The sequence below is a fragment of the Caballeronia sp. BR00000012568055 genome (assembly GCF_029439455.1).
In the GTDB taxonomy this organism is placed as follows: domain Bacteria; phylum Pseudomonadota; class Gammaproteobacteria; order Burkholderiales; family Burkholderiaceae; genus Caballeronia.
Map to the genome: position 1 here is coordinate 19350 of NZ_JAQFVG010000305.1, position 17773 is coordinate 37122.

Genomic DNA, 17773 nt, shown 5'->3' on the forward strand with positions numbered 1-17773 from the left:
TCAAGGGAGCCGCAGGTGACGAAGCCAACGATTGCAATTTTGGGCGCGGGCGCAATGGGATCGGCGATCGGGCGTTATCTTACGCAATCGGGCGCGCGCGTGCTGACGACGCTCGAAGGACGCAGCGCCGCGAGTGCATCGCGTGCGCGGGAAGCGGGGATGGAGGATGCGAGTATCGATCGACTCGTCGCGTGTGATTTCCTGCTGTCGATCGTACCGCCTGGCGTGGCTGTCGAATCTGCTGAACGTCTTGTCGATGTGCTGAGCCAGTCCGCTAAAAAGCCCGTCTATATCGATTGCAACGCGATCAGCCCCGACACCGTTGCCGTGATTGCCAACGTGCTCGCATCAACCGGCGCACCGTTCGTCGATGGCGCGATCATCGGCGCACCGACATCGCCGAAGTTCTACATGTCGGGACCGCACGCCGCGCAAACCGCGCAACTCAACTATGCCGGTCTCGTCGTGCGCGTGCTCGATGGTCCGCTCGGCGCGGCATCGGCGCTGAAGATGTCGTATGCGGGTATCACCAAAGGACTGACCGCGCTCGGCTCCGCCATGTCGCTCGCCGCGATGCGCAACGGCGCAGGCAAGGCGCTGTTCGATGAGTTGTCGGAGAGTCAGCCCGAGTTGCTGAAATGGCTATCGGGCAATGTGCCGCGCATGCCGCCGAAGGCGTATCGATGGGTCGCGGAGATGGAAGAGATCGCGGCTTTCATCGGCGCGGATTTCGTGGAGCATCGCATTTATGAAGGCGCGGCGGGCCTTTATGATCGGCTATCGAAGGATAAGGATGCGACCGGCGTGCTTGAAAAATTTTTTAAGAAGGAAGACTAAGCGATTTTTCGCTCATATGCTCAAAGAAACGCTTGGCGCGCTTGTCGCCTGCATAAGCCGAATTGATACGCACCCACGGAGACGTCTCGCCATTCGGCCGATAGTAACTGCCGGGCGCAAGCGTTACGCCGAGCTTCAGCGCTTCATCGACCAGCACGTTCGAATCGTCGATGCCCGGCACTTTCGCCCAAACAAAGTTGCCGCCGCTGGGTTCATCGAACACGTCCCAGCCGTGTTCTTCCAGCGTTTGCACCGCGCTCGACAATGAATCGCGCACGCGCTTGCGCAGCCGTTCCAGATACTTTCGATACGTCCCGCGCTCCAGCAGACTCGCCGCGACCGCTTCGGCGAAACGCGTGCCGCCAAGACTCGTGAGCACTTTCACATCGACGAGATGCTTCACTAATTCGCGATTTGCCGCGAGATAACCGATCCGCAGCGACGACGACAGCGTCTTCGACAAACCACCGACATAGATCACGCGATCGAGTTGATCGAGCGATGCGAGACGTTGCGTCGGCACGGCTTGAAAGTCGGCGTAGATGTCGTCTTCGACCAAGGTGAAGCCGTGTTGCGTCGCCAGTTGCAGCAGCTTGAACGCGATCTGCGGCGCAACGGTCGTCGCGGTCGGGTTCTGGAACACGGTGTTGATGAAGAACAGCTTCGGCTTGTGCTGCTTCAGCAGTTCTTCGGCCACATCGATATCCGGTCCGTTTGCCAGACGCGGCACGCCGACCAGCCGCACGCCCTGTAACTTCAGCAATCCGAATAAATTGTAGTAGCCAGGATCTTCGACGAAAACGGTATCGCCCGGTTTGAGCATGTAGCGCACCACAAGGTCGAGCGCCTGACTCGCGCCGGTGGTCAGCATCACGTTCGGCAAATCCGCGCCGATACCGAGCGCGTTCAGACGCATCAGCACTTGCTGGCGCAGGTTGGTATCGCCGTGCGGAATCGCGTAATCGATCACGCTCGACACATCCATGCGCGATGCCTGGCGGATCGCTTGCGTCAGGCCGTCCACATCGCGCCAGAATTCGGGCACGAATCCGCTCGACAACTTCAGCGTCTCGCCGGGATAGTTGAATTGCTGAAGAATCTGGTTCGATTCCTCTTCGGCCAGACGCGGATTGCAATTGCCCGAACCGCCTTCGCGTTCTTCGACGTGATTTGCCACGTAAAACCCGGAACCGTGCTTCGGCTGAATCAGTCCGCGCGATGCAAGCCGGTCGTACGCCTCGATCACCGGGAATCGGCTGATACGCTGCTCGGCCGCCAACTGGCGGATGGACGGCAGCTTCGCGCCCGCGAGCACGCGGCGCGAGCGGATCATTGTTTCGATCTGATCGACGAGTTGCTCGGTCAGCGGCACGCCGGTGGCGCCATCGATCGTGAGGGGAAGGGCGTTCATTTTGGGGCGAAAGTGTTCAGTCGTTTGCGGTGAACAGTTGCGAACTGCTGTTCATAAGCGTATTCGAACGCATCCGAAAAGTGCCGTCAAGCTAGGCCGAATGGCTAGTTTAGGTGTTTTGGGTCGTGCTCACACAACCGAACTGTTCACACTTTTTCACTGAACAGTTCCGATGCAACTGTGCAGAACTGTTCATTCAAGCTGTTCGGAAATGGCCGAATAATAGACTCAACGGCTGCGTCTTTCCCGATTTCCCCGATTTTCATGTGCGCAGCCTTCCGAACCCAAAGGAGCGGCATCATGCGTGAAATCCGTACTTTCGAACTCGACCGGCAAGACGCAGCCACGCGCTGGGTGATCGACCGTCCGCAAACGCTGCACGTTTTGCGCGGGCAAATCTGGCTGACCATCGAAGGCGAAGCCGACGATCATTGGCTGGACGCGGGCGCGTCCGTCGAACTGCAGCCGTTCACGACGATCTGGGTCAGCGGCGCGCAGGACGCGATCCGATTCTCGCTGGCGTCTACATCGACGACGTACGCGCGCACTTTCAGCGATATGCTGCGCGGCTGGTTCGCGCGCCGCACGACGAACACACACGTCGCGACATATAGAACCTAAAGGCGAAAAAAAACCCGGCAAGCGCCGGGTCCAATGTTCCCGCGCTCTTTCGAGCGCGGTCACCTGCAAAAGTATAGTTTAAGCCGCGAGCAGCGAACGCAGCACGAACGGCAAAATCCCGCCGTGCTTGTAGTAATCGACTTCAATCGGCGTATCGATACGCAGCAGCACTTGCACGCGATCTTCCTTGCCGTCCTTGCGGTGGATCACCAGCGTGACTTCCTGCTGCGGCTTGAAGTCGTCGCCGAGACCTTCGATGTCGTACGTTTCTTCGCCCGTGATATTCAGCGTCTGAACGCTGTCCGTGCCCTTGAACTGCAGCGGCAGCACGCCCATGCCGACCAGATTCGAACGGTGAATCCGCTCGAAGCTGCGCGCCACGACCGCCTTCACGCCGAGCAATTGCGTGCCCTTCGCCGCCCAGTCGCGCGACGAACCCGTGCCGTACTCTTCGCCCGCGAAAATCACCGTCTGCGTGCCGGCGTCGATGTACTTCATCGCGGCATCGTAGATGGAGAGTTGTTCGCCGCTCGGCTGATGAATCGTCAAACCGCCTTCCACGCGCGTGCCGTCTTCCTTGGCCGGGATCATCAGGTTCTTGATCCGCACGTTGGCGAAGGTGCCGCGCATCATCACGTCATGGTTTCCGCGACGCGAGCCGTAGCTGTTGAAGTCGGCCTTCTGCACGCCGTTCGCCTTCAGCCACACGCCCGCCGGCGATGTTTCCTTGATCGAACCCGCCGGGCTGATGTGGTCGGTAGTCACCGAGTCGCCGAAAATGCCGAGCGCGCGCGCGCCCTTGACGGCAGGAATCGAGTCGGCCGGTTGCATCGAAAAATCATGGCCGAAGAACGGCGGTTCGGCGATGTAGGTCGATTTCGGCCAGTCGTAGACTTGACCGCTTTCGCCCGCAATCTTGCTCCACAGATCGCCGTCCTTGGTGAGCTGCGAGTAGTTCGACTGGAACGCCTTGGCGTCGAGCGCGTACTTGAGCAGCGCGTGGACTTCGTCGCTGGTCGGCCAGATGTCGCCGAGATAGATATCGCGACCGCCCGTGCCCTTGCCGACCGGCTCGGTCATCAGATCGCGCGTGATATTGCCAGCGATGGCGTACGCCACGACCAGCGGCGGCGAAGCCAGGAAGTTCGCGCGGATATTCGGGTGAATACGCGCTTCGAAGTTACGGTTGCCTGAGAGCACCGCCGCCGCGACGATATCGTTTTTCACGATGGCGTCGTTCAACTCAGGCGTCAGATCGCCTGCATTGCCGATACACGTCGTGCAGCCGTACGCGGCGAGCGTGAAGCCGAGCTTGTCGAGATACTTGAGCAAGTCGGTCTTCGTCAGATACTCCGTGACGATGCGCGATCCCGGCGCCAGCGACGTCTTGATATGCGGCGCGACCGTCAGCCCCGCTTCGACGGCCTTCTTCGCCAGCAGACCCGCCGCCAGCAGCACGCTCGGATTCGACGTGTTCGTGCACGACGTAATCGCTGCGATCAGCACATCGCCGTTCTTTACATCGACGCCATCGGCGGTTTTGTAGTCGGCGTCCAGATCGGCGGCCTTCTTGTTGAAGCCGTTTTCGCCGACCGGCTTCGAGAACAGATCGACGAACGTGCTCTTCACATTGCCGATTTCAATCCGATCCTGCGGACGCTTCGGGCCCGCCAGCGACGGCGCAACCGTCGAAAGATCGAGCGTCAGCGTCTTCGAGTAATCGATATCGCCGGCCTTCGGCACGCCCCACAGCTTCTGCGCTTTGAAATACTTTTCGAACGCGGCGATTTCGGCCTTGGTGCGGCCCGTGCCTTCGAAATATTCGATGGTCTTTTCATCGACCGGGAAGAAGCCCATGGTCGCGCCATACTCCGGCGCCATATTGCCGATGGTCGCGCGGTCCGGCACGCCGATCGACGCGGTGCCTTCGCCGAAGAACTCGACGAACTTGCCGACGACCTTCTCTTTACGCAGCATTTCGGTGATGGTCAGGACCAGATCGGTGGCCGTGCAGCCTTCGCGCAGCTTGCCCTTCAGTTCGACGCCCACGACATCCGGCGTCAGGAAATACACCGGCTGGCCGAGCATGCCCGCTTCCGCTTCGATCCCGCCCACGCCCCAGCCCACCACGCCGATACCGTTGATCATCGTGGTATGCGAGTCGGTGCCGACGAGCGTGTCCGGATAGTAGACGCCGTCCTTCTTGTGCACGCCGCGCGCGAGATATTCCAGATTCACCTGATGCACGATCCCGATGCCCGGCGGCACGACCTTGAACGTATCGAAGGCCTGCATGCCCCACTTCATGAACTGGTAGCGCTCGTTATTGCGCTGGAATTCCAGCTTCATGTTCAGATCGAGCGCGTTCGGCTCGCGGAAATGATCGATCTGCACCGAGTGATCGACCACGAGGTCCACCGGCACCAGCGGCTCGATGGCCTTCGGATCCTTGCCCGAACGCTGCGCGACGCCACGCATTGCGGCGATATCGGCGAGCAGCGGCACGCCGGTGAAATCCTGCAACACGACGCGCGCGACCACGAACGGAATTTCATCGACACGGGCGGCGTTCGGCTTCCAGTTCGCCAGTTGCTCGATGTGCTCCTCCGAAATCTTCTTGCCGTCGTAGTTGCGCAGCACCGATTCGAGCACCAGACGAATCGAGACCGGCAGACGTTGAATCTTGACCTTGAGCGCGTCACCCAGTTGCGGCAGCGAGTAGTACTTGCCTTTACCGGAGCCGGCGTCGAATTCCTTGAGCGTGTTGTGAAGATTGTGGGTCATGGTTATTTTCCTTGCGCTAGACGGACATGATCGACTGAGACTAAATCACATACAAATCAACGTATTCATTGACCGGCATTGCTTCGAGCTTTGCCTGATCCAGCGACACCGTGAGGATCGCCTGTTGTTGCTTCTGCGGGAATCTGCGCGCGAGATTGATTCTGAACTTCTCGACGAGCAGCGGAATGCCGTCCGCGCGGCGGCGTTTGTGACCGATCGGATATTCGACCGCGACTTCATCGAGCTGCGTGCCATCGGTGAATTCGATGGTGAGCGCGTTGGCGATCGAACGCTTGTCCGGGTCGTGATAATCCTTGGTGAATTGCGGGTCTTCCACGCATGTCATTTTCGCGCGCAATGCGTCGATGCGCGGATCCTGCGCGATGGCATCTTCGTAATCCGCGGCGGTGAGACGGCCGAAGATCAGCGGCACGGCGATCATGTACTGAATGCAGTGATCGCGGTCAGCCGGATTGCTCAACGGCCCGCTCTTATCGATGATGCGAATCGCCGCTTCGTGCGTACGAACGGTGATCCTGCCGATATCTTCAATACGCTTGCCAGACTGCTGCAATTGCGCATGCAGAATCATGGCCGCTTCGGCAGCGGTCTGCGCATGAAACTCGGCGGGGAACGATATCTTGAAGAGCACGTTCTCCATCACATACGAGCCGTACGGACGCTGAAACTCGAACGGCTTGCCTTTGAAGAGCACGTCGTAAAAACCCCATGTTTTAGCGGTCAGAACAGATGGATAACCCATCTCGCCAGTCTTCGCGATCAGCGCGAGACGCACGGCGCGCGAGGTGGCATCGCCAGCGGCCCACGATTTGCGCGAACCGGTATTCGGCGCATGCCGATAGGTGCGCAGCGCGTGGCCATCGACCATTGCAAGCGAAACGGCATTGATGAGTTCATCGCGCGATAAACCGATCATCTCCCCGACAACCGCAGTCGATGCGAGCTTGACGAGCAGAACGTGATCGAGTCCGACCTTGTTGAACGAATTCTCCAGCGCAATGCAGCCCTGAATTTCGTGCGCCTTGATCATCGCGATCAAAACGTCTTTCATGCTGAGCGGCTTGCCGTTGCGCGAAAGCCAATCAGCGGTGGCGAGAATGCCGCCGAGGTTATCCGACGGATGACCCCATTCGGCCGCGAGCCACGTGTCGTTGAAGTCGAGCCAGCGGATCATCGCGCCGATATTGAAGGCGGCCTGAACCGGGTCGAGTTGAAATTGGGTGCCCGGCACTTTCGCGCCATTGGGGACGATCGTGCCGAGCACGATTGGTCCCAAAAGCTTGGTGCAGGCGGGATAAGAGAGCGCTTCGAGTCCGCAACCGAGCGTGTCGATCAGGCAGTTGCGCGCGGTCTCCAGCGCAAGCGTGCTGTCAACGTGGTACTCGCGAACATAGTCAACTATGTTGGCGAGTACCGTGTCCGGGTCAGGCCGGACAGTCGAGATCGGTGCGGACATCGAGGATTCCTGTGGAACGCCGCTTGTTTGACTTACGGGGCAGTCTTGATCAACGGGTTCTGCTTGAGTGCTTCGGCTTGCGTCGGCGCATTCGCACCGGCCGCCATTTCCGCCGTCATGCACTCGTCGGCGAGACGCGATTCGTCCTTGTCGGAGAACAGCATGGCCTTGCTCGGGATCACGACCAGATCCATGCCCGATGCGGAGTCGTGGAAACGATCCGCGCCGGTCGTCGTGTCCTGACGCGGCAGCTTGTAGTCCTTCTTGGCCCAGTTCACCGTCACGATGGCGTCACGCTTCATGTCACCTTTCAGATAGAAAGCCGTGCCGTCCTTGCAACTCCACTTGACTGCGCCTTCCGGAATCGGATCGGTCTTCGCTGCCGCGGCGGCTTCCGCCTTGGACGAGCGCTTGACGATACGGCGCGCGGGTGCGGGACGCTTGGCCTTGGCCGTCGCCGCCGTGCCGGATGCTGCGGTTGTCGCGGCGGATGCGTCGGCGCTGACAAACACGCTGGTGGTGGCCAGCGTACCGACGATTGCTGCGATCAGAAGTTTGTTCATCGATGAAACCTTTTCGAAAACTTGGGGTTGAATGGCGATTACCGCGCGGAATGGAATACTCCGAAAGGGAGCATCCGATCGCGCAGCTCACTATTTTCGCTTATTTATCGGAAGGAACTTCAGATTTTCCGGTCCGGTGTAGTTCGCACTCGGTCGAATGATCTTGTTGTCGATCCGTTGTTCGATGATGTGCGCGCTCCAGCCCGACGTGCGCGAGATCACGAACAGCGGCGTGAACATGGCCGTGGGCACGCCCATCATGTGATACGAAACGGCGCTGAACCAGTCGAGGTTCGGGAACATTTTCTTCGCATCCCACATTACCGATTCGAGACGTTCGGCGATATCGAAGAGCTGTGTGTTGCCGGCTTCCTTCGAGAGCTTCCTGGCGACTTCCTTGATGACCTTGTTGCGCGGATCGGAGATGGTGTAGACGGGGTGACCGAAGCCGATCACCACTTCCTTGTTCTCGACGCGGCGCTTGATATCCGCTTCGGCTTCATCGGCGTTGAGATAGCGCGATTGAATATCGAATGCGACTTCGTTGGCACCGCCATGCTTCGGACCCCGCAATGCGCCGATTGCGCCGGTAATCGACGAATACATGTCCGAACCCGTGCCCGCGATCACGCGTGCCGTAAAGGTCGAAGCGTTGAATTCGTGCTCGGCATACAGATTGAGCGATACGTGCATCGCATCGACCCATGCTTTGGATGGCTCGACGCCGTGCAGCAGATGCAGAAAGTGTCCACCGATGGAATCGTCATCCGTTTCCACTTCGATACGCTTGCCGTTATGCGAGTAGTGGAACCAGTAGAGCAGCATCGAACCGAGCGATGCCATGAGGCGGTCGGCAATGTCCTTCGCGCCCGCGACGTTGTGATCGTCCTTCTCGGGCAGCAGCGTGCCGAGCACGGAGACGCCGGTGCGCATGACGTCCATCGGATGCGCGGAGGCGGGAATCCATTCCAATGCCGCTTTCAGGTTTGCGGGCAGACCGCGCAGCGCCTTCAGCTTCGCTTTATAAGCCTTCAGTTCGGCCGCATTCGGTAGCTTCCCGTGCACCAGCAGATAAGCGATTTCCTCGAACTCGGAGGAGGTCGCGACATCGAGAATGTCGTAGCCGCGGTAGTGCAGGTCGTTGCCCGTTTTGCCGACCGTGCACAACGCGGTATTGCCCGCCGTGACGCCCGACAGCGCGACGGATTTCTTCGGCTTGAATCCGCCGGCGGCGGGTGCTTCCTTCGATGCGGTATCGCTCATTCTTTCGAGTCTCCTGAACAGTGCTCGTTGATGCGGCGTTACTTAACCTAGTGTGAAGCGAACAGCGGCGCGCAGTCCTCCGGCATCGCGTGGCCCGTGGCCTGCGCACGGCGCAGCACCGACCAGTAATAGCGATAGCTTGCGCGGTCGTGCAATGTATCGCCATGGCGCGTGGGTCCCCATTGCGCGTGTTGTGCGGCCAGCAAGATCTCTGCCGCGAGAACGATTTCATCGTCGCGCGGCGAAAAGGCTTCGACGATCGGCTTCACTTGCTCGGGGTGAATGCTCCACATACGCGTGAAGCCGAACTCGTTGCGGGCACGCGCGGCATCGTTCGAGACGACGCTCATGTCGCGCACTTCCGTCGATACGTTATGCGATGGAACCTTGCCGTGCGCGTGACACGCTGCCGCGATCTCCAGCTTCGCGCGACACACCAGCGGGTGATCGAACTGGCCGGGCGAGCGCATGGCGGAATCGGGAATCGCGCCGTTATGCGCGGACACGAAGTCCATCAAACCGAAGCTCAACGATTCGACGCCGGGCAGCGCCGCAAGTTCGAACGCTTCGGCCAGTGCGCCGTGCGTTTCGATCAGCACATGGCAGGGAACCGGTTGCGCGATACCGAATTCAGCGCGCGATGCCTCGATGAACTCGACCATTTCGGCCGCTTCGAACACGCTGCGGATTTTCGGCAGCATCACAAAAGCAGGCGCTTTCTTCGCTGCACGAAAGATGATGCGCACGTCGTCACGCCACGCGCGATGATGAAAGTCGTGAATACGCACGCCCACGCGCCCGAAGCGGTCCTCTTCACCCCCCACGAACGATGCCACCATCTCCGCATGCTCGACTTCGCGGCCCACTTGCGCGCCGTCTTCGCAATCCAGCGTGATATCGAACACAGGGCCGAGTTGCGCCTGTAGCGCGAGCGATTTGCGGATCAGCTTCTCGCTGCCGGCGTAGTGATCGCAGGGCGGAAGCACGGCAGGCTGCGGTTCGCCGTCAAACAGCACTTCGGCGGGAGTGAGAGCGCGCATCGTCGGCGTCGGGTCCGATTTTGGGGAATGGAATCTTGCTCGATGATTCGAACGCGCTCGATTCTTTCAAGCGCGTTCGAATCAGGCGCGATCAAGGCAATCGCGCCGAAGGAAAGCCCGCAGGCCTTCCTCGATACCGATACTTACTTGCCCAGCAGATGCGAAACGCCGTCGCGTTCTTCGAGCAGTTCGTTCAGCGTGCCATCCATCTTTTCACGCGAGAACGCGTCGATTTCCAGGCCTTCGACGCGCTTGTACTCGCCGTTTTCGCACGTGACCGGCACGCCGTAGATGATGTCTTCCGGAATGCCATACGAGCCGTCCGACGGAATGCCCATGGTGACCCACTTGCCGTTGGTGCCGAGCACCCAGTCACGCACGTGATCGATCGCCGCGTTAGCAGCCGATGCCGCCGACGACAAGCCACGCGCTTCGATGATCGCCGCGCCGCGCTTGCCGACGGTCGGGATGAACGTGTTGCGGTTCCATTCGTCGTCGCTGATCAGCTTGGTCAGGTCCTGACCTTCGGCGGTCGCGAAACGGAAGTCCGGGTACATGGTCGGCGAGTGGTTGCCCCACACCGCCAGCTTTTCGATCGATGCGACCGGCTTGCCCGACTTGGCTGCCAGTTGCGACAGCGCGCGGTTGTGGTCCAGACGCAGCATGGCGGTGAAGTTCTTCTTCGGCAGATCCGGCGCCGGCTTCATCGCGATATACGCGTTGGTGTTGGCCGGGTTGCCGACCACCAGCACCTTGACGTCGCGGCTGGCGACATCGTTCAGTGCCTTGCCTTGCACCGTGAAGATTTCGGCGTTGGCCGACAGCAGATCCTTGCGCTCCATGCCCTTCGAACGCGGACGGGCACCGACCAGCAGCGCGACGTCGGCATCTTTGAACGCGACCTTGGGATCGTCGGTGACGACCACGCCGGCCAGCAGCGGGAACGCGCAGTCTTCCAGTTCCATCACGACGCCCTTCACGGCGCCTTGCGCTTGCGGCAGGTCGAGCAGTTGAAGAATCACGGGCTGGTCTTTGCCGAGCAGATCGCCGTTGGCGATACGGAACAGCAGCGAGTAGCCGATTTGACCTGCGGCGCCGGTGACGGCAACGCGCTTTGCGGACTTAGCCATTGATAACTCTCCTGGACGGTGCGTGGAACGCTAGGGAAAACGCCATTTTATGCGCGATACGCCAAAGCGTTGTTGATGACATGCCGGTGATGCCGCCTGCGCGAGCACTCGTGACAGGCGCATTCGCCGTCATGCCAGGGATTTTTTCTTTGAGCGGGGAGTTTAACGAGAACGCCAGAGGAACGCGTGATTCGCTCGGGTCTGACGGCAAGCGCTCATTCGAGATCGAGACTACGCTTGACGTTGCGAGACGGTTTGCAGGCAGCGGCGCGCGAATCGAATGGCCGATCGGCGTAAGGCGAGAGCGAAAGGGCGTGCCTGGCGGCTGACCGCGCTTCCCGCCGATAACCACGTTCACGCGCAAAAAACCGCTGTGCGGAACGCTCCGGCCGGTCGTGCGATGACCCGCAAACCCTTGCTCGACAGCGAGTGTAGGAGCGCTCCGAGTCAAAGTCAATACTATCTTATGTCTTATATAAGACATAGGAATCTTCGGGAAAACTCTGGACCACGACAGGCCTTTGTGTTGAAATGCGCGGCATGAATTCCAACCCGGCGAGCACGACGACACCCAACGGCAGCGCCCCTGCGGCTGAGTCCGCGGGCGCGCCGTCGCCGACGTTCAGCCCGCTGTATCAGCAGATCAAGGCGCTCATCACGCAGGGCCTCGAATCCGGCGAATGGAAGCCCGGCGAAATCATTCCGAGCGAGGTCGAACTGGCCGCGCGCTACAAGGTGAGTCAGGGCACGGTGCGCAAGGCCATCGACGAACTCGCGGCCGACAATCTGCTCGTGCGCCGTCAGGGCAAAGGCACCTTCGTCGCCACGCACAGCGAAGACCGCGTGCAGTTCCGTTTCCTGCGCCTGTTGCCCGACGACGGCGACGCCCATCCGCACATCAGCAAGCTGCTCGAATGCAAGCGGCTGCGCGCGCCCGCCGAAATCGCGCGGCAACTCGATCTCAAACCTGCCGACCCCGTCGTTCTTATCAAGCGTTTATTGCAGTTTGATGGCGTGACCACGGTGCTCGACGAAATCTGGTTGCCCGGCGCGGTATTTCGCGGACTCACGGCAGAAAGATTGGGCGATTACAAAGGCCCGCTCTACGCGATGTTCGAAACCGAGTTCGGCACACGCATGATCCGCGCGACAGAAAAGATTCGCGCGGTCGCAGCGGACGAAAGCGTTGCGCAATCGCTTGATGTCGCGCAAGGCTTTCCATTGCTTTCGGTGGAGCGTGTGTCGTACACGTACGGCGATCGTCCGGTGGAAGTGCGGCGGGGCTGGTATGTGACCACCGGCTACTACTATCAGAATGACTTGAGTTGAACGAATCATGATCGCGGCGCGAACAAAGGCTGGATGAGCCACTTCGCACGCACGTACGCCATTTTCGCGAAAGAAACAATAGAGTGTTCTGCGGCTTTTCGCTGCAGCGCGAAATAAAAAGGCGCTAAAATCGCGGATTAGTGTAATAACAAGTTGGGGTCTAGCATGGCTGAAGCCGTAAAAAAACCAAGGCCCGAGTACCGGAACATCGGGATCGGTCAACTCGCGAAGTATCGCTTGCCGCTAGCAGGGAAGGTCTCCATCCTGCATCGCATCAGCGGCTTGCTGCTGTTCGTCTCGCTGCCGTTCATTCTGTATCTGCTCGATCAGAGTCTCACGTCGGAAATTAGTTTCGACGCATTCAAAGGCTTCCTGGCCAACCCCATCGTCAAGATCATTACGCTCGTGCTGTCGTGGGCGTATCTGCATCACTTCTGCGCGGGCATCCGTTTCCTTTTGCTCGATACGCACGTCGCAGTGAACAAGGAAGGCGGCAAGCAGACCGCTCTCATCGTGCTGGTCGTCTCGCTGTTGCTGACGCTCGCGATGGCCCTCAAGCTTTTCGGAGTGTTCTAAAAACATGGCAACCCACAATAAAGTCGGCCCGAAGCGTCATGTTGTCGGCGCGCACTACGGCCTGAAAGACTGGCTCGGCCAGCGCATCACCGCTGTCGTGATGGCCGTGTACACGCTCGTGCTTCTGTTCTGGTTCTTCGCCGCGCACAACTTCTCCTACGAAGGCTGGGCGGGCATCTTCGCGACCCAGTGGATGAAGCTCGCCACCTTTGTCGCCCTGCTCTCGCTCTTCTATCACGCGTGGGTCGGCATTCGCGACATCTGGATGGACTACGTGAAGCCGATGGGCGTTCGCCTGCTGCTTCAGGTATTGACCATCCTCTGGCTCGTCGGATGCGCCGGCTACGCTGCACAGATTCTCTGGAGAGTTTAAAGAACATGGCTGCAATCAAGACTTCCCTGCCGCGTCGCCGTTTCGACGTGGTTATCGTCGGCGCTGGCGGATCGGGCATGCGCGCATCGCTGCAGCTCGCGCGTGCGGGCCTGTCCGTCGCGGTGCTGTCGAAGGTGTTCCCGACGCGTTCGCACACGGTCGCGGCGCAAGGCGGTATCGGCGCATCGCTCGGCAATATGAGTGAAGACAACTGGCACTATCACTTCTACGACACGATCAAGGGTTCCGACTGGCTCGGCGACCAGGACGCGATCGAATTCATGTGCCGTGAAGCGCCGAACGCCGTCTACGAACTCGAACACATGGGCATGCCGTTCGACCGTAATCCTGACGGCACCATTTATCAGCGTCCGTTCGGCGGCCACACGGCCAACTACGGTGAGAAGCCGGTTCAGCGCGCCTGCGCTGCCGCCGACCGTACCGGCCACGCGCTCTTGCACACGCTGTATCAGCAGAACGTCGCCGCCAAGACGCACTTCTTCGTCGAATGGATGGCGCTGGATCTGATCCGCGACGCCGACGGCGATGTGCTCGGCGTGACCGCGCTGGAAATGGAAACCGGCGACGTCTATATCCTCGAAGGCAAGACCACGCTGTTCGCCACGGGCGGCGCGGGCCGGATCTTCGCGGCATCGACGAATGCGTTCATCAACACGGGCGATGGTCTGGGCATGGCGGCGCGCTCGGGCATTGCGCTGCAGGACATGGAGTTCTGGCAGTTCCACCCGACCGGCGTGGCCGGCGCGGGCGTGCTGATTACCGAAGGCGTGCGCGGCGAAGGCGGCATTCTGCGTAACTCCAACGGCGACCGCTTCATGGAGCGCTATGCGCCGACGCTGAAGGACCTTGCGCCGCGCGACTTCGTTTCGCGTTCGATGGACCAGGAAATCAAGGAAGGCCGCGGCGTGGGTCCGAACAAGGATCACGTTTTGCTGGACCTGTCGCACATCGGCGCGGAGACGATCATGAAGCGTCTGCCGTCGATCCGCGAAATCGCGCTGAAGTTCGCCAATGTGGACTGTATTAAAGAGCCGATTCCGGTCGTGCCGACCATCCACTATCAGATGGGCGGTATCCCGACGAACATGCACGGCCAGGTGGTCGGCACGGCGAAGGGTTACAACGATCCGGTCAACGGTTTCTATGCCGTAGGCGAATGCTCGTGCGTGTCGGTGCACGGTGCAAACCGTCTCGGCACGAACTCGCTGCTCGACCTCGTGGTGTTCGGCCGTGCGGCCGGCAACCACATCATCAAGCATGCGAAGGAACTGAAAGAGCACAAGCCGCTGCCGGCCGATGCCGCCGACTTCGCGCTGGAACGTCTCGCGGTGCTGGAGAAATCCACGTCGGGCGAATACACGCAGAACGTCGCCAATGACATCCGCGCGGCCATGCAGGCACACGCCGGCGTGTTCCGTACGTCGAAGCTGCTGGAAGAGGGCGTCGGCAAGATCGCGGAACTGGCTGAGCGCGCCAAGCACGTGCATCTGAAGGACAAGTCGAAGGTGTTCAACACCGCCAAGGTGGAAGCGCTGGAACTGGCCAACCTTACCGAAGTCGCCCGCGCGACCATGGTGTCGGCCGAAGCGCGCAAGGAAAGCCGCGGCGCGCATGCGCAGAGCGACTTCCCGGACCGCAACGACGCGGAATGGATGCGCCATACGCTGTGGTTCAGCGAAGGCGATCGCCTCGACTACAAGCCGGTGCAAATGAAGCCGCTGACGGTTGAATCGGTGCCGCCGAAGGCGCGTACCTTCTAAGGCACAAGGAATATCGAAATGGCAAAGAGAATCTTCGAAGTCTATCGCTACGACCCGGACAAGGACGCAGCGCCCCGCATGCAGTCGTACGAACTCGACCTGACGCATGAACGCATGCTGCTCGACGCGCTCGTCAAGCTGAAGGAAGTCGATGAAACGCTGTCGTTCCGTCGCTCGTGCCGCGAAGGCGTATGCGGTTCGGACGCGATGAACATCAATGGCAAGAACGGCCTCGCGTGCCTGACGAACCTGAACGAGCTGCCGAACAAGATTGTGCTGCGTCCGCTGCCGGGTCTGCCGGTCGTGCGCGATCTGATCGTCGATATGACGCAGTTCTTCAACCAGTATCACTCGATCAAGCCGTACCTGATCAACGAAACGCCGCCGCCGGAGAAGGAACGTCTTCAGTCGCCGGTGGAACGTGACGAACTCGACGGCTTGTACGAGTGCATTCTGTGCGCGAGCTGCTCGACGTCGTGCCCGAGCTTCTGGTGGAATCCGGACAAGTTCGTCGGTCCGGCGGGCCTGCTGCAAGCCTATCGTTTTATCGCGGACAGCCGCGATGAGGCGACCGGCGAGCGTCTGGACAATCTGGAAGACCCGTATCGTCTGTTCCGTTGCCATACGATCATGAATTGCGTCGACGTGTGCCCGAAGGGCCTCAACCCGACCAAGGCGATCGGCAAGATCAAGGAATTGATGGTTCGCCGCGCTGTCTGAGATGGACGCTGCAATGGGCGACACCAATCACGACTCGCATCAGTCCGACCCGCTTCGCCGCGCGCGCCTTCGCTGGCGCGCACGGCGCGGCCTGCTGGAAAACGATCTGATTTTCGAGCGTTTTTTCAGCCGATACGAGCAAGACCTCAGTGACGCGGACGTGGCAGCCCTGACCCGTCTGCTGGAACTGAGCGACAACGAACTGATGGACCTGCTGCTCGCGCGCACCGAGCCGGAAGGCGATCTCGCCACGCCGGACGTGCATCGCCTGCTGCAAATGCTGCGCAACGTGTGAGTTCTGCAGGATCACGCGGAGTTTTGCAAAATAGGCCGATCCGCCCGGGTTTTCCACGACGGACCGGCCGCTACAACAAGGCCGGATCGAGACCGCCGGCCGACAGGACACGTTTTTGCCGCGCAGCTTGCCGTCGAGCAAATTATCGAAAACCTGTATCCATACTTCGATTGAGGATGTGCTATGACCCCGTCAGATGTTAAAGCCACGCTATCGTTCAGCGACAATTCGCCGAGCGTCGAAATGCCGATCTACAAGGGCACGATGGGCCCGGACGTGATCGACATCCGCAAGTTGTACGGTCAGACCGGCAAGTTCACGTATGACCCGGGCTTCATGTCGACGGCCTCGTGTAACTCCGCGATCACCTATATCGACGGTGACAAGGGCGAACTGCTGTATCGCGGTTACCCGATCGAGCAGTTGGCTGTGAACGCCGACTTCCTCGAAACCTGCTATCTGCTGCTGAAAGGCGAACTGCCGAACGAAGCGCAGACCAAGGAATTCGTCGATACGGTCACGCGTCACACGATGGTGCACGAACAGATGCACTTCTTCTTCCGCGGCTTCCGTCGCGACGCGCACCCGATGGCCGTGCTGACGGCAGCAGTCGGCGCGCTGTCGGCGTTCTATCACGACTCGCTGAATATCAACGACCCGCGTCACCGCGAAGTGTCGGCCATCCGCATGATCGCCAAGCTGCCGACGCTGGTGGCCATGGCGTACAAGTTCAGCATCGGTCAGCCGTTCGTTTATCCGAAGAATGAACTGTCGTACAGCGCGAACTTCATGTACATGATGTTCTCGAACCCGTGCGAAGAGTACAAGGTCAACGACGTGCTGGTGCGCGCGCTCGACCGTATTCTGATTTTGCACGCGGACCACGAGCAGAACGCTTCGACGTCCACGGTACGTCTGGCGGGTTCGTCGGGTGCGAATCCGTTTGCCTGTATCGCGGCTGGTATCGCGTGTCTGTGGGGCCCGGCGCACGGCGGCGCGAACGAAGCCGCGCTGAACATGCTGGAAGAAATCGGCTCGGTCGACAATATTCCTGAGTTCATCAAGCAAGTTAAGGACAAGAACTCGGGCGTGAAGCTGATGGGCTTCGGTCACCGCGTCTACAAGAACTACGACCCGCGCGCCAAGCTGATGCGCGAAACGTGCTACGAAGTGCTGAACGAACTCGGCCTGCACGACGACCCGCTCTTCAAGCTCGCGATGGAACTGGAAAAGATCGCGCTGGAAGACGAATACTTCGTGTCGCGCAAGCTGTACCCGAACGTCGATTTCTACTCGGGCATCGTGCAGCGCGCGCTGGGCATCCCGACGTCGATGTTCACGTGTATCTTCGCGATGGCGCGTACGGTGGGCTGGATCGCTCAGTGGAACGAGATGATTGCCGATCCTGAACAGAAGATTGGCCGTCCGCGTCAGTTGTTCATCGGTCAGTCGCCGCGTGAGGCGAAGCCGGTGGCTAAGCGGTAAGGTTTTTTAGCAGGTTAGGTGTGGAAAGCCCCGGCGGGTTGATTGCCGGGGCTTTTTTCGTTGTTGGCCTCTGAATCAAGCAACCAAG

Annotated in this window: 16 protein-coding genes; 9 read left to right on the forward strand and 7 right to left on the reverse strand. The window is 60.0% G+C overall.

From position 1 onward, the window contains the following. Nucleotides 1-15 precede the first annotated feature (15 nt). Nucleotides 16-837 carry a DUF1932 domain-containing protein gene (locus P7F28_RS33885; RefSeq protein ID WP_277186458.1) on the forward strand — a complete coding sequence of 274 codons (822 nt, stop codon included), beginning with the start codon at nt 16-18 and terminating at the stop codon, nt 835-837. Here P7F28_RS33885 and P7F28_RS20715 read toward each other — a convergent pair. Then, the gene (locus P7F28_RS20715; protein WP_277186459.1) at nt 821-2248 is read right to left on the reverse strand and encodes a PLP-dependent aminotransferase family protein; all 1428 of its coding nucleotides are present in this window, start codon (nt 2246-2248) and stop codon (nt 821-823) included. The two genes, P7F28_RS33885 and P7F28_RS20715, sit on opposite strands and share 17 nt — an antisense overlap. 300 nt (nt 2249-2548) lie before the next feature. Here P7F28_RS20715 and P7F28_RS20720 point away from each other — a divergent pair, with 300 nt between their 5' ends. Continuing rightward, nucleotides 2549-2869, forward strand: a complete 321-nt coding sequence (locus tag P7F28_RS20720; protein ID WP_277186460.1) for a DUF2917 domain-containing protein — start codon at nt 2549-2551, stop codon at nt 2867-2869. 78 nt (nt 2870-2947) lie between these two features. Here the strand turns inward: P7F28_RS20720 and acnA are convergent, their stop codons facing one another. The 6 genes from acnA to P7F28_RS20750 form a co-directional block, all read right to left on the reverse strand. Then, nucleotides 2948-5653, reverse strand: coding sequence for an aconitate hydratase AcnA (gene acnA / locus P7F28_RS20725; RefSeq protein ID WP_277186461.1), 2706 nt, complete (start codon nt 5651-5653; stop codon nt 2948-2950). Nucleotides 5654-5693: 40 nt separating this feature from the next. Beyond that, the gene (locus P7F28_RS20730; protein WP_277186462.1) at nt 5694-7130 is read right to left on the reverse strand and encodes a bifunctional 2-methylcitrate dehydratase/aconitate hydratase; all 1437 of its coding nucleotides are present in this window, start codon (nt 7128-7130) and stop codon (nt 5694-5696) included. 32 nt (nt 7131-7162) lie between these two features. Next, entirely contained in the window at nt 7163-7693 is a 531-nt protein-coding gene (locus tag P7F28_RS20735; protein WP_277186463.1) for a hypothetical protein, read from the reverse strand. 90 nt (nt 7694-7783) lie between these two features. Beyond that, nucleotides 7784-8956, reverse strand: coding sequence for a 2-methylcitrate synthase (gene prpC, locus P7F28_RS20740; RefSeq protein ID WP_277186464.1), 1173 nt, complete (start codon nt 8954-8956; stop codon nt 7784-7786). A gap of 47 nt (nt 8957-9003) precedes the next feature. Continuing rightward, a complete protein-coding gene (locus tag P7F28_RS20745; protein ID WP_277186465.1) occupies nt 9004-9996 on the reverse strand; it encodes an aldolase/citrate lyase family protein in 993 nt (330 codons plus the stop codon). 143 nt (nt 9997-10139) lie between these two features. Beyond that, nucleotides 10140-11126, reverse strand: coding sequence for a malate dehydrogenase (locus P7F28_RS20750; protein ID WP_277186466.1), 987 nt, complete (start codon nt 11124-11126; stop codon nt 10140-10142). A 540-nt stretch (nt 11127-11666) separates the two neighbouring features. Here P7F28_RS20750 and P7F28_RS20755 point away from each other — a divergent pair. The 7 genes from P7F28_RS20755 (at nt 11667) to gltA (ending at nt 17685) form a co-directional block, all read left to right on the forward strand. Beyond that, nucleotides 11667-12455: a GntR family transcriptional regulator gene (locus P7F28_RS20755; RefSeq protein WP_277186467.1), complete on the forward strand. Its 789-nt coding sequence runs from the start codon at nt 11667-11669 to the stop codon at nt 12453-12455. A 165-nt stretch (nt 12456-12620) separates the two neighbouring features. After that, on the forward strand, nt 12621-13031 hold the full coding sequence (gene sdhC, locus P7F28_RS20760) for a succinate dehydrogenase, cytochrome b556 subunit (protein ID WP_277186468.1): 411 nt from the start codon (nt 12621-12623) through the stop codon (nt 13029-13031). Between the two features lie 4 nt (nt 13032-13035). Then, on the forward strand, nt 13036-13404 hold the full coding sequence (gene sdhD, locus P7F28_RS20765; RefSeq protein ID WP_277186469.1) for a succinate dehydrogenase, hydrophobic membrane anchor protein: 369 nt from the start codon (nt 13036-13038) through the stop codon (nt 13402-13404). Between the two features lie 5 nt (nt 13405-13409). Next, nucleotides 13410-15185 (forward strand): succinate dehydrogenase flavoprotein subunit, encoded by a 1776-nt coding sequence (gene sdhA, locus P7F28_RS20770; protein WP_277186470.1) that lies wholly within the window; start codon nt 13410-13412, stop codon nt 15183-15185. A gap of 18 nt (nt 15186-15203) precedes the next feature. Next, nucleotides 15204-15905, forward strand: coding sequence for a succinate dehydrogenase iron-sulfur subunit (locus tag P7F28_RS20775; RefSeq protein ID WP_008348693.1), 702 nt, complete (start codon nt 15204-15206; stop codon nt 15903-15905). A gap of 13 nt (nt 15906-15918) precedes the next feature. Next, nucleotides 15919-16200: a succinate dehydrogenase assembly factor 2 gene (locus tag P7F28_RS20780; protein ID WP_277186471.1), complete on the forward strand. Its 282-nt coding sequence runs from the start codon at nt 15919-15921 to the stop codon at nt 16198-16200. 183 nt (nt 16201-16383) lie between these two features. After that, complete coding sequence (gene gltA, locus P7F28_RS20785) at nt 16384-17685, forward strand: citrate synthase (protein ID WP_277186472.1); 1302 nt, start codon at nt 16384-16386, stop codon at nt 17683-17685. Nucleotides 17686-17773 lie beyond the last annotated feature (88 nt).